General features: G+C 67.4%; 12 protein-coding genes and 1 tRNA gene. 7 read left to right on the forward strand and 6 right to left on the reverse strand.

From position 1 onward, the window contains the following. The 4 genes from AC1DYI_RS15200 to AC1DYI_RS15215 all read right to left on the reverse strand — a co-directional run. On the reverse strand, positions 1–593 hold a 593-nt coding region (locus AC1DYI_RS15200), incomplete at its 3' end, for a ferredoxin--NADP reductase (protein ID WP_477204965.1). Positions 594–643: 50 nt separating this feature from the next. After that, a complete protein-coding gene (locus AC1DYI_RS15205; protein WP_477204966.1) occupies positions 644–1,723 on the reverse strand; it encodes a tartrate dehydrogenase in 1,080 nt (359 codons plus the stop codon). A gap of 18 nt (positions 1,724–1,741) precedes the next feature. Next, positions 1,742–2,536: a 4-hydroxy-2-oxoheptanedioate aldolase gene (gene hpaI / locus AC1DYI_RS15210; RefSeq protein ID WP_477204967.1), complete on the reverse strand. Its 795-nt coding sequence runs from the start codon at positions 2,534–2,536 to the stop codon at positions 1,742–1,744. A gap of 92 nt (positions 2,537–2,628) precedes the next feature. Further along, positions 2,629–2,705 (reverse strand) — tRNA-Met (locus tag AC1DYI_RS15215). Between the two features lie 75 nt (positions 2,706–2,780). Between AC1DYI_RS15215 and ftsY the strand changes: the two genes are divergently transcribed. Then, positions 2,781–4,013, forward strand: coding sequence for a signal recognition particle-docking protein FtsY (gene ftsY, locus AC1DYI_RS15220; protein ID WP_477204968.1), 1,233 nt, complete (start codon positions 2,781–2,783; stop codon positions 4,011–4,013). A gap of 3 nt (positions 4,014–4,016) precedes the next feature. On the opposite strand, the gene AC1DYI_RS15225 is transcribed toward ftsY, so the two are convergent. Next, a complete protein-coding gene (locus AC1DYI_RS15225) occupies positions 4,017–4,700 on the reverse strand; it encodes a DUF2726 domain-containing protein (protein WP_477204969.1) in 684 nt (227 codons plus the stop codon). A gap of 37 nt (positions 4,701–4,737) precedes the next feature. After that, positions 4,738–6,129: a signal recognition particle protein gene (gene ffh / locus AC1DYI_RS15230; protein ID WP_477204970.1), complete on the reverse strand. Its 1,392-nt coding sequence runs from the start codon at positions 6,127–6,129 to the stop codon at positions 4,738–4,740. 69 nt (positions 6,130–6,198) lie between these two features. On the opposite strand from ffh, the gene AC1DYI_RS15235 reads away from it, so the two are divergent. The 6 genes from AC1DYI_RS15235 to AC1DYI_RS15260 form a co-directional block, all read left to right on the forward strand. After that, a complete protein-coding gene (locus AC1DYI_RS15235; RefSeq protein ID WP_477204971.1) occupies positions 6,199–7,011 on the forward strand; it encodes a cytochrome C assembly family protein in 813 nt (270 codons plus the stop codon). Further along, positions 7,008–7,250: a PP0621 family protein gene (locus tag AC1DYI_RS15240; RefSeq protein ID WP_477204972.1), complete on the forward strand. Its 243-nt coding sequence runs from the start codon at positions 7,008–7,010 to the stop codon at positions 7,248–7,250. Before AC1DYI_RS15235 ends, AC1DYI_RS15240 begins: the two co-directional genes overlap by 4 nt. 10 nt (positions 7,251–7,260) lie before the next feature. Next, on the forward strand, positions 7,261–9,141 hold the full coding sequence (locus AC1DYI_RS15245; protein WP_477204973.1) for a sensor histidine kinase: 1,881 nt from the start codon (positions 7,261–7,263) through the stop codon (positions 9,139–9,141). 39 nt (positions 9,142–9,180) lie between these two features. Further along, positions 9,181–10,650: a sigma-54-dependent transcriptional regulator gene (locus AC1DYI_RS15250; protein ID WP_477204974.1), complete on the forward strand. Its 1,470-nt coding sequence runs from the start codon at positions 9,181–9,183 to the stop codon at positions 10,648–10,650. A 55-nt stretch (positions 10,651–10,705) separates the two neighbouring features. Next, on the forward strand, positions 10,706–11,272 hold the full coding sequence (gene ampD / locus AC1DYI_RS15255; protein ID WP_477204975.1) for a 1,6-anhydro-N-acetylmuramyl-L-alanine amidase AmpD: 567 nt from the start codon (positions 10,706–10,708) through the stop codon (positions 11,270–11,272). A gap of 548 nt (positions 11,273–11,820) precedes the next feature. Beyond that, the coding region (locus AC1DYI_RS15260; RefSeq protein WP_477204976.1) for an ATP cone domain-containing protein at positions 11,821–12,291 on the forward strand (471 nt) is incomplete at its 3' end.

A 12,291-nucleotide genomic window follows, 5' to 3' on the forward strand; every position in this document is an offset into this window, starting at 1 on the left:
TTGCTGTGCATCAGGTCGGTCAGGCGGCCCTGGTTCTTGAAAGGCTCGCGCGTGACTGTCGGGTAGTAGATGAGTTTGGCCCGCACGTCTTCGCCGAAGAACTCGTTGCCAGGCAACTCCTCTTCGATCATTTGGGCATAAGCTAATTCGCTCTTGGTGCGCACGCCGTGCACCAGCACCACCTTGTCGAAGCGCTCGTAGACGGCCGGGTCCTTGATGATGCTGAGGAAGGGCGCCAGGCCGGTGCCGGTGCCGAACAGGTACAGGTGCTTGCCGGGCAGCAGGTCGTGGATCAGCAAAGTGCCATGGGCCTTGCGGCCGACCAGCACCGTGTCACCCACGTGCAGATGCTGCAGGCGCGACGTCAGCGGGCCGTTGGGCACCTTTATGCTGAAGAACTCCAGCCGCTCGTCGTAGTGAGCGCTGGCCACGCTGTAGGCCCGCATCAGCGGCTTGCCGTCGAGCATCAGGCCGATCATCACGAACTGCCCGCTGTCGAAGCGCAATGCGGCATCGCGCGTGCACTGAAAGGTGAAGAGTGACTCGTTCCAGTGGTGGACGTGGGTGACCTTTTCAGTGCTGTACGCGCTCATGGACAAGGTTCCAGCCTGCGGAAGGCTGTGGCAAGGGTGAGGACCTGCTATTACACCAGCCGCGCAATGGCCTCACCCATTGCGGTGGTGGAGGCCGTGCCGCCCAGATCGGGCGTGAGTGGTCCCTCGACCAGCACCTGCTCGATCGCCCGCACGATTGCATCGTGCGCCTCGTGCTGGCCGAGGAAGTCGAGCATCAGCGCGCCGGACCAGATCATCGCCACCGGGTTGGCGATGTTGCGGCCGTAGATGTCGGGCGCCGAACCATGCACGGGCTCGAACAGCGACGGGAACTTGCGCTCCGGGTTCAGGTTGGCCGACGGCGCAAGGCCGATGGTGCCGGTGCAGGCGGGGCCCAGGTCAGACAGGATGTCGCCGAACAGGTTGCTCGCGACCACCACGTCGAAGCGGGTGGGTTGCAGCACGAAGCGGGCGCTCAGGATGTCGATGTGCTGCTTGTCGACCGTGACGTCGGGGTACTGCGCATGCATCGCGTCGGCTCGCCCGTCCCACCAGGGCATGCTGATCGCGATGCCGTTGCTCTTGGTGGCGACCGTCAGATGTTTGCGCGCACGAGAGCGCGCCAACTCGAAGGCGTACTTCAGGACCCGGTCGCTGCCATGGCGGGTGAAGACCGACTCCTGGATCACCAGCTCGCGCTCGGTGCCTTCGAACAGGATGCCACCGAGCTTGGTGTACTCGCCCTCGGTGTTCTCGCGCACGACAAAGAAGTCGATGTCACCGGCCTTGCGCGGCCGGCCTTGCTGATCAACGAGCGGGCAGGGCACGCCATCGAACAAGCGCACCGGCCGCAGGTTGATGTACTGGTCGAACTCGCGCCGGAACTTCAGCAGCGAGCCCCAGAGCGAGACATGGTCCGGCACGGTGGCGGGCCAGCCGACGGCGCCGAAGTAGATCGCATCGTGGTCGACCAACTGGGTCTTCCAGCCTTCCGGCATCATCGTGCCGTGCTTCAAGAAGTAGTCGCAGCTTGCCCACTCGATCGGGGTGGTCTGCAGCTGGAAGCCGAAGCGGCGCGCCGCAGCTTCGAGCACACGTCGGCCTTCGGGCATCACTTCCTTGCCGATGCCGTCGCCCGGGATGGCAGCGATCTTCAACACGGTGCTCATCGTGGGGCTCCGCTTCGTTCAATAAGGGGCGGTGCTGGTGCCCGGCGATGCGTCGCCCAGCCCGAACTCGGTGGCCAGTCGTCGCGTGGCTTGAGCGAGCAGTGTCACGTCGATGCCGACAGCGACAAAGCTCGCGCCCAGCTCGAAGTAGTGCCGGGCCAGTGATGCGTCGGGGCTGATCGTGCCGGCGGCCTTGCCGCTGGCCACGATGCGGCGGATCGCGTCGTCGACGGCGGCCTGCACCTCAGGATGGCCGGCTCGGCCGCGGTGCCCCATCGATGCGGCCAAGTCGGCCGGGCCGACGAAGAYGCCGTCGACGCCATCGACTGCGCAGATCGCTTCGAGGTTCGCCAACGCGGTCACCGTCTCGGCCTGCACCAGCAGGCAGATCTCGTCGTTGGCGTAGTCGAGGTAGTCGCGTTGCAGGCCCCAACGAGAGGCGCGCGCGATGCCGGCGCCGACACCGCGCATGCCTTGTGGTGCGTAGCGCGTGGCGGCCACCAGCGTGGCGGCTTGCTCGGCGGTGTCCACCATCGGCACCAGCAGTGTCTGCGCGCCGATGTCGAGCAACTGTTTGATCAGCGCCGGGTCGCCGTTGACCGAACGCACGATGGGGTGTGCCGGATAGGGTGCGACCGCGCGCAACTGGGCCAGCAGGCTGCGCACGTCGTTAGGGCCGTGTTCGCCGTCGATCAGCAGCCAATCGAAGCCGGCCGTAGCGCAGATCTCGGCGCTGTAGGCCTCGGCCATCGACAGCCACAAGCCCACCTGCCGTTCGCGGCGGTTGAGGGCGGCCTTGAATGCATTCGGCATCGTGTTGTCTCGTGGTTTCGCCAAGCGGCCACAGTACACCAGCCAAAGAAAAACCCCTTGCGGATCGGCAGACCGGCAAGGGGTTGGTATGGTGGTGGCGCTTCAGGGATTCGAACCCCGGACCTGCGGATTATGATTCCGTCGCTCTAACCGACTGAGCTAAAGCGCCAACAGCCCTCGATTATATACGGCGAACTCGATGAGGGCCAAGCACCTCGCCGAAGTTGCCTCGCATTGCCACCGAATGTTCAGTTTCTTCAAGAAAAAGCCCGCCCCTCCACCGCCGGCACCCGGCTCGCCGCCCGCGGTTGACCTGCGGGATTTCGCGCCCGCCACTGCAGCGCCTGTTGCCCCCACGCCGGCCCCGATGGCGCCGGCGCCTGTGGTCACGCCGTCTGCCGTTTCACCGGTCGCTGCGCCTGCCGTGCCCGTCATGCCTGAGGTGGTGCTCGCACCGCCTCCCGCACCTGCGCCTGCTCCCGTGTGGCCCGCAGCGCCGAAGCCTGCGCCGGTGGTCCCGGTCCCCATTCCAGTGCCGGCGGCGGCTGAGCCATCGCCGGCACCCGAGCCCGCCTCCGAACGCGCTGGCTGGCTCGGCCGTCTGCGCAAAGGCCTGGCCAAGACAGGTTCCAGCATCGCCCAGGTCTTCACTGGTACGCGCATCGACGACGCGCTGTATGAAGAGCTCGAGGCCGCGCTGCTGATGGCCGATGCCGGCGTCAAGGCCACCGAATTCCTGCTGAATGATTTGAAGCGCCGCGTGAAGGAGCGCAAGGCCGAGAGCCCGGCCCAGGTTCGGGCCCTGCTGGCCGATGCACTGACCGATTTGCTGACGCCGCTGCAGCGCTCGCTGCAGATCGGCGAGCAGCAGCCGACCGTGATGATGGTGGTCGGCGTCAATGGCGCCGGCAAGACCACCAGCATTGGCAAGCTGACGCGCCACCTGGCTGACTCCGACCAAAAGGTGCTGCTGGCTGCGGCGGACACCTTCCGCGCTGCGGCTCGTGAGCAGCTGGCCGTGTGGGCTGACCGCAACCAAGTGCAGATCGTCAGCCAGGAAGGTGGCGATCCGGCAGCGGTGACTTACGACGCAGTGGTCGCCGGCAAGGCGCGCGGTGCCGACGTGGTGATCGCCGACACCGCCGGTCGCCTGCCCACCCAGCTGCACCTGATGGAAGAGCTGAAGAAGATTCGCCGCACGATCACCAAGGCCGAGGCCAGCGCGCCGCACGAGGTGCTGCTGGTGGTCGACGGCAACACCGGCCAGAACGCGCTGGCGCAGGTCAAGTCATTCGACGACGCGCTGCAGCTGACCGGCTTGATCGTCACCAAGCTCGATGGCACCGCCAAGGGTGGCGTGCTGGCGGCGATTGCGCGCGAGCGGCCCGTGCCGGTGTACTTCGTCGGCGTCGGCGAAAAGCTGGAAGACCTCGAAACCTTCAGCGCGCGCGAGTTCGCGCAGGCGCTGCTGGGCTGAGGCTCACTCTTCCGGCGGCCGGCGACCCGTGCCGTCGAGGTCGTTGAACCAGGTCGTCGGCGGCGGCTCGCGCGGCTCATCGAGCTCACGGGCATCGGCCACCGGGATCGGCTCGGCCGCAGCGCGCTCGGCGCGGGCCAGCATCTCTGCACGTTCGGTCCGCGCCTTCTGCGCTTCATGCGGGAACAGCGCGTGGCGCGCCTCCGTCGGCGACGGGATGGCGTTGTCGGGCCAGACCAGCACATGGATGCCCGCGGCCTTCAGCACGCGCACCATGCGGTTATGGCGCTGGATGCTGCGCGGGCTTTCTTCGCTGCCGCGTATTTCAACCACCGCGAGCACCTCGGTCGAGGCGTCGCAGATCAGCAGGTCGGCGCTCAGCTGGCCCACTCGGCTGAGCCACTCGCCATATGAATAGCGTGTCGGCACGCGCATGAAGCGCGACAGCGGCACCTGCGCCAGCACCAGGTTGTCGGGCAGCGCCTTCACCAGGTTCTCATAGGCCTGGCGCTCCGGCACGCTGAGGATGCGCGTGGCGGTCGGCGGCCAATCGGCCACCGTGTCGCGGGCTTCAACAACGCGTTGCTTGGCCACCTTGGCCTTGGCCTTGCGCTGCTTGTCCCACATCATCGCTGCGGCGCCGCCGACGATCAGCACGGCGAGCAAGAGTCCGATCAACAGATACATCTGGGCAAATCCTGTGGTGGTGGCGGGGGAGGGCGGGTCAGCGGGGGCCGAGGCCGCCCATGCCGCCCATGCCCTTCATGCCGCCCATGCGCTTCATCATCTTCATCAGGCCGCCGCCCTTCATCTTCTTCATCATGCCCTGCATCTGCTCGAACTGGTTGAGCATGCGGTTGACATCCTGAATCTGTACGCCGGCACCCTTGGCGATGCGGCGCTTGCGGCTGGCCTTCGACTTGCCGTCGAGCAGCAGCGCGGGCAGGCGTCGCTCCTTCGCGGTCATCGCGTTGAGCATGCCCTCCATGCGCTTCATGTCGCGCTCGGCGCGGTCCATGTCGGCCTGACCGGTCTTGGCGGTCATTTGGGTGGGCAGCTTGTCCATCAGGCCGCCCAATCCCCCCATCTTCTTCATCTGGCTGATCTGCGACAGGAAGTCGTTCAGGTCGAAACCGTCGCCCGACTTGACCTTGTCGGCCAGTTTCTTCGCGGCGTCGAGGTCGACGCCTTTCTGCACTTCCTCGACCAGCGCGACGATGTCGCCCATGCCGAGCACGCGGCCGGCGTGGCGTTCGGCGTCGAAGACTTCGAGGCCGTCGATCTTTTCCGACACGCCGGCGAACTTGATCGGCGCTCCGGTGATCTGCCGCACCGACATTGCGGCGCCGCCGCGTGAATCGCCGTCGAGCTTGGTCAGGATGATGCCGGTCAGCGGCAGCGCTTCCTTGAAGGCCTTGGCGGTGTTGATCGCGTCCTGGCCTTGCATCGCGTCGACGACGAACAGCGTCTCGACCGGGTTCAGCGTCGCGTGCAGCTCGCGAATCTCGGCCATCAAGGCTTCGTCGATCGCGAGGCGGCCGGCGGTGTCGACCAGCAGCACGTCGAAGTAGTGTTTCTTCGCGTAGTCGATCGCGGCCAGCGCGATGTCGCGCGGCTTCTGGTCCGGCGTGGAAGGGAACCACTCGCCGCCGGCCTGCTTGGTCACCGTCTTCAGCTGCTCGATCGCAGCCGGGCGGTAAACGTCCGCCGAGACCGTCAGCACCTTCTTCTTGCGCTTTTCGATCAGGTGCTTGGTCAGCTTGGCGGTGGTGGTGGTCTTGCCAGCGCCTTGCAGGCCCGCCATCAGGATGACCGCTGGCGGTTGCGCGGCGAGGTTGATGTCGGCCACGCCCTCGCCCATCGTCGCGGCAAGTTCCTTGTGGACCAGCGACACCAGCACCTGGCCGGGGTTCAGCGAACCGATCACTTCTTGACCCAGCGCCCTGTCCTTGACGCGGGCAATGAAGTCGCGCACGACCGGCAGGGCCACGTCGGCCTCGAGCAAGGCCATGCGCACCTCGCGGAGCATGTCCTGCACGTTGGACTCGGTGATGCGGGCCTGGCCGCGCATGGTCTTGACCAGGCGCGACAGTCTGTCGGTGAGGGTGGATGCCATGGGTGTGCGCGCCGTGTGGAGGGGCTGATTCCCTGTAGGGAGCCCGCGACGCGCCGGTAAACTGTGGCCATGATTTTATCCGCTGACCCTGCGGTGTTTTGCGCTTTGGCGGCCATGCTGGCTTACCTGGGCGCTTTGCTGCCGGCGGCGCCTGAAAGGCGCTGGCCGGCGCAGCTGCTTTTTGCGGCCTGGGTGCTGCACGCAGTGGTCTTGCTGAGTGGTGCCGGTGTATGGGCTGGCGATGAGCAGGGTTTGCGCTTGGGCTTTGCGCCGGTGCTGTCGCTGACTGTCTGGCTGGTGCTGGCGGTGCACGGGGTCGAGAGCCGCTTCCTGCCGGTGACGATGGCGCGCCGCACGCTGGCGTTGGCCGGTGCCTTGGCGGTGTTGCTGGCCTGGGTCTTTCCGGGTGAGGTGCGGGCCATCGCTCATTCGCGCTGGGCGCCGCTGCACTGGGTGCTGGGCATCACCTCGTACGGCTTGTTCGGCGCCGCGGTGCTGCATGCGGTGCTGCTGGACACGGCCGACAAGCGCCTGCGCCACAAGGGGCCGGGCGGCGGCTCCGGCAGCAGCGGGGGCGGCGGCTTGCCGCTGCTGACGCTGGAGCGCCTGACCTTCCGATTTGTCGAGGCCGGCTTCGTCGTGTTGACCTTGGCCTTGTGGCTGGGCCTGCAGTCCGAAAGCCAGTGGCACTGGGACCGCAAGAGTGTGCTGTCGGTGCTGGGCTGGGCCACGTTCGCGGCGCTGATCGTGGGCCGCCTGTGGCGCGGCTGGCGCGGCCGTCAGGCCACGCGCTGGCTTTACGCCGGCTCGCTGTTGTTGCTATTGGCTTACGTTGGCACGCGCTTCGTCTACGAAGTGATCCTGCAGCGTCCCCCCGCATGATCAAGTGGCTGCTCACGATCGCGATCGTCGTGATTGCGCTGATGCTGTGGTTCGGCAAGGGCCGGGACGGTGGCGCTTCGTCCGGCGGCACGCGTCGGCGTGCACCGGGTCCGCAGCCGATGGTGTCTTGCGCCCATTGCGGCCTGCACCTGCCCCAGCCGGACGCGGTTGAAGGCGAGGGCGGGCGCCACTACTGCAGCACCGAACATCGCCGCCTGGGCCCAGGGCCCGCGCGTTGATGAGTCGCTGATGGCGTCCAAAGACAACGTCGGCCGCAACTCGGCGGACGGCAGCGCGCCGGTCACCGGTGGCAGCGAATCCTGGCTCGAAGCGCTGGGCTTTGGCGAACCCTCGGCGCTGGAGGGCGGCTCGACGATCGACCCCAACTGGGCCGACCACTCGGGCAGCGGCGACGACAGCAGCTTCCTGTCGCGCCAGGCCAGGCGCCTGGTCAATGCAGACAACAGCGCACACCAGCGTGTCTACCGCACCTACCTGACCGCCCGCGCCGCGCTCGGCATGACGCTGGTGCTGGCGCAGTTGGCGATCGACCTGTTCGGGGGCCGAGGGCCGTCGACGGTGTTGGCGCTGTGTGGCGCCTATGCGTTGCAAGCGATGGTGCTGCGCCTGTGGACCGCCGGTGACGACCGCCCCTTGGGCATCGGCCGCCGGCGTTGGCGCTGGTGGGCCACGGTTGGCGTCGACCTGCTGGCGTTCAGCGCGATGCATTGGCTGGAGCCCAGCGCCACGCTGAACCATGCGGCGCTGCTGGTGCTGCCGGTGCTGATGGCCGGCGTCTTGAGTGCGCGCGTGCCGGCGCTCGCCACGGCCGCAGCGGCCAGCCTGCTGTTGCTGGCCTCCGCTTGGCATCGGGCGATGGCCGGTGGTGACATCACGCCGCTGATGTCGCAGGCCGGCCTGGCCGGCATGGGCCTGTTCGTGATCGTGCTGGTGGCCGGCCAGATGGCCAGCCGCTTGGCGCGCGAAGAGCGTGCAGCCCGTGGCAGCCTCGAACTCGCGCGTCAACAGGCCGAACTGAACCGGCTGGTGATCGACGAGATGAGCGACGGCGTGCTGGTGGTTGATCGTCGTGGCCGTGTGCGTGCCGCCAACCCCGCCGCGCGGGCCTTGTTGTCGGAGCGCGGGTCCTGCCCGCCAGCGCCGTTCTCACTGGCCAGCCAGCCTGGCTGGGGCCGCCTGCAGGAGGCAGTGGCTGGTGCGTATGAGTCGAACCAGTGGCCCGCGGCTGGTATGGACCTGACCGTGGCCTACGCGGGCGAAACGCCGCGCTCGATTCGTGTGCGCGCGCGCTTCACCCGAGGCATCCGCCTGAACGCCAACGCAGCGCCCGAACGAACTGCGGACGAGGTGCTGGGCGTGCTGTTCCTGGAAGAGCTGCGCACCGTGCTCGCCCGCCAGCGCGAGGAGCGCCTGGTCGCGATGGGCCGCATCTCGGCCGGCATCGCGCATGAGATTCGCAATCCCTTGGCAGCCGTTTCGCAGGCCAATGCGCTGCTGCAGGAAGACGTGCTGCGGCCCGACCAGCAGCGCCTCGTGCGCATCGTTGCCGACAACGTCGAACGGCTGCGCCGCATCGTTGACGACGTGATGGAGGCGGCGCCAGGCAGCATGTCGCCGTCGCGCACGATCGACGCGACCGCCGAGGTGGCGTCGATCTGCGCCGAGTGGGCGCGCACCGAGGGCCTGGCGCTGGGYAGCGACAGCCGCTTGCGTGTGATGTTGCCGAAAGAGCCGCTCGGCGCCGTGTTCGACCCCGACCACTTGCGCCGCGTGCTGATCAACTTGCTGGAGAACGCGCTGCGCCACGCGAGCGACCGGGCGGGTGCGGTGCTGGTGATCCTGGAGGCGCTCGACGGCCCCTTCGTGCGTTTGGCCGTGGCGAGTGATGGTGACCCGATCCCGAGCGATGTCGAGGCCCACCTGTTCGAACCCTTTCATTCCACCCGCAGCCGCGGGACCGGGCTGGGCCTCTATATTTGTCGGGAGCTGTGCGAGCGCCACGGCGCCAGCATCGATTACCTGCGCCGGCCCGACGAGCGTCACGTCAACCTGTTCCAGGTGGTGATGCAGCGTGACGTGGTGGCGACTGAAGGAAGGTTGCATCTGTGAAGCAAGCTGTGTCGACTTCCGTAAGACGCTGGGGCTGTCATGACTGAATCGTTTGCCGCGGGTGGTGTGCTGGTCGTCGACGACGAGCCCGACCTGTTGACGCTGTACGAACTGACGCTGCTGCGCGAGGGCCATGAGGTCGAGACCGCGTCCACCGTGGCCGAGGCCTGGGATCGGCTGCAGGACCGCGTGTTCCGCCTGGTCATCAGCGACATGCGCCTGCCGGACGGCTCAGGGCTGGAGCTGATGCACCGGCTGGAGCAGGCCAAGCGGCCCGAGAAGGTGATCGTCATCACCGCCTACGGCTCGGCCGAGAACGCGGTCGAAGCGCTGAAGGCCGGTGCATTCGACTACCTGACCAAACCGGTGGACCTGCGCCAGTTCCGCGCGGTGGTCGCGAGCGCCTTGGGCCGCGCGGCACCCACGGCCGCGCCGCGGCCCGGCCTGCCGGCGGCGAGTGCACCGTTGGCACGGCTGGTGGGCACGTCGGACGCGATGCGCGCGGTCAAGGAGCTGATCGAAAAGGTCGCCCGCAGCATGGCGCCGGCGCTGGTGCAAGGCGAGTCCGGTACCGGCAAGGAACTGGTCGCGCGGGCCATCCATGAGGTCAGCGCGCGCGCGGGCCAGCCCTTCGTCGCGGTCAACTGCGGCGCGATCCCCGAGAACCTGCTGGAGGCCGAGTTCTTCGGCTACCGCAAAGGCGCCTTCACCGGCGCCAATGAAGACCGCGCCGGCTTCTTCCAGGCCGCCAACGGCGGCACCTTGTTCCTCGACGAGATCGGCGACCTGCCGCTCGCGATGCAGAGCAAGCTGCTGCGGGTGATCCAGGAGCGTGCAGTGCGGCCGGTGGGCGCAGTGGCCGAAGTGCCGCTGAACGTGCGCATCGTCAGCGCGACCCACAAAGACCTGGGCACCGAAGTGGCCGCTGGGCGCTTCCGGCAAGACTTGTTCTACCGCCTGAACGTGATCCGCATCGACGTGCCGCCGCTGCGCGAACGCCGCAGCGATCTGGCGCCGATCAGCCTGGCTCTGCTGGAGCGCATCGCCCGCGATGCCGGTGTCAGCCCCGCGCCGCGTTTGACCCTGGCGGCGCATGAGCGCCTGACCCACTACCCGTTCCCGGGCAACGTGCGCGAGCTGGAAAACCTCTTGCACCGCGCCGTGGCCTTGTCGCCGGGCGACCTGCTCGATGCCGAAGACCTGGGCCTGCCCGAAGCGGTGCTGCAGGACAACGGCGGCGATACCGAGGCGGGCACGCTGAGCATGGACCTGCTCACCGCACCGGCGATCTCGGGCACCTCGGGCGACAGCGAAGTGATGTTGCCAAACGACCTGGCTCGCCACCTCGACGACGTCGAGCGCGCGATCCTCGTGCGCGCCTTGGAGCAGCATGGCTTCAACCGCACCGCCGCTGGCGCGCGGTTGGGCTTGTCGCTGCGCCAGATGCGCTACCGCATGGCGCGCCTGGGCATCACCGAAAGTGGCGACAGCCACAGCGAAGACTCATGAGGATCGGCCAGTGGGGCAGTTGCCGTGCCCGGGCTGTCCGTGAAGGCACGCGTCGATGAGCTGGGTCGAGGGCTGGTGGTCCGGTGCRCAGATCATCGCGTCGCCGAACTTCGGCCCGCGTCCGGCCGGGGCCGAGGTCTCGCTGGTGGTGCTGCATTCGATCAGCCTGCCGCCGGGCCGCTACGGTGGCGACGAGATCGAGCGGCTGTTCACCAACCGTCTGGACCCGGATGCCGACCCGGCCTTCGCCGACCTGCGCGGACTGCAGGTGTCGGCCCACTTCGTTCTTCGCCGCGATGGCCACCTGCTGCAGTTCGTCTCGTGCGATGCGCGGGCCTGGCACGCCGGTGTGTCGCACTGGCGTGGGCGCGACAACTGCAATGACTTCTCCATCGGCATCGAGCTCGAGGGGCTCGAGGGCGAGCGCTTCGAGCCGGCGCAGTACGAGCGCTTGGCGACGCTGTTGCGTGTCCTTCAAAAGAGGTACGGCCGCTTCGATGTGGCGGGACACGAACACGTGGCACCCGGGCGCAAGCGTGATCCGGGCTCGGGCTTCGATTGGGTGGGCCTGAAGTCGCGCCTGCGTTGGCGCGACGCGCGCTTTCCGGCCTCGCTTGGCTGAACGGGCTGTTGCTCGCGAGGCCAATATTGGCGCGGCCTCGCCGGCGATTTCGCCGCGAAAGCCGCATGAAATCTGGCCTCGAATCGGCGAGGCTCGAAGCCATGCGGTGTGCTGCTGTCATCGTCTTGACATGGGCTTGGGGCAGACGCGCCAAGATCAAACGAAAGGCCGGGCGTCAAGAGGGATAGTCATTCCACCCCACGCTATAGGTAGTGCTTGAAGCACTGTTGGACCCCAGATATAGTGTCCATTCGTGCTAACCTTTCAGCACTTTCAAAAGCCCATGTCCGTTGTTCCTGGCCTCTTGAACGCCTGTTGGATCAGGCTCAAGGCCAAGCCGTCACGGACGCCGGCCACCCCCTTTGCCCCGAGTTCTCGGGGCCACAAGCTCCGACGACGATGAACCTCGTGTCGCGCTGCCGACAGGCCTGATGGTCTGACCGGCGCAGGCACGAGTAGGCATCGCCGTCGCCGGCTTGGCAGGGGTTCGCTGGCGTGGTTTGGAAGGTCCGCACATTCACCGCTGCATATTCAAACAAGGGGATTTCATGCAAGCCGTTGCTCCCATCAGCACCGACGCCGCCGTCCTGGCGCGACCGGTTACCGCGCCCAACGCTGCGGGCCCTCTGCCCAACGCCTACCAGGGTTACCAGACGATCCGCCGCAACGGCGCGGTCGTGGCCTTCGAGCCGAACAAGATCGCGGTCGCGCTGATGAAAGCCTTTCTTGCCGTGCATGGCACGCAAGGCGCGGCCTCGGCCAGCGTGCGAGAGACTGTCGATGCGCTGACCGAGACTGTCGTGCGTGCACTGCTGCGCTCGCGCCCGGCCGGCGGTACCTTCCACATCGAAGACGTGCAAGACCAGGTTGAGCTGGGCCTGATGCGCAGCGGCCACCATGAAGTGGCGCGCGCTTATGTGTTGTACCGCGAGCGCCGTTCGCAAGAGCGCGCCAAGCAGGCGCCCAGCGCGACCGCTGCACCGGCCCATGCGCTGCATGTGATCGACGGTGGCCAGCGC

It is taken from the genome of Ideonella sp. P3_A4 (assembly GCF_056403075.1).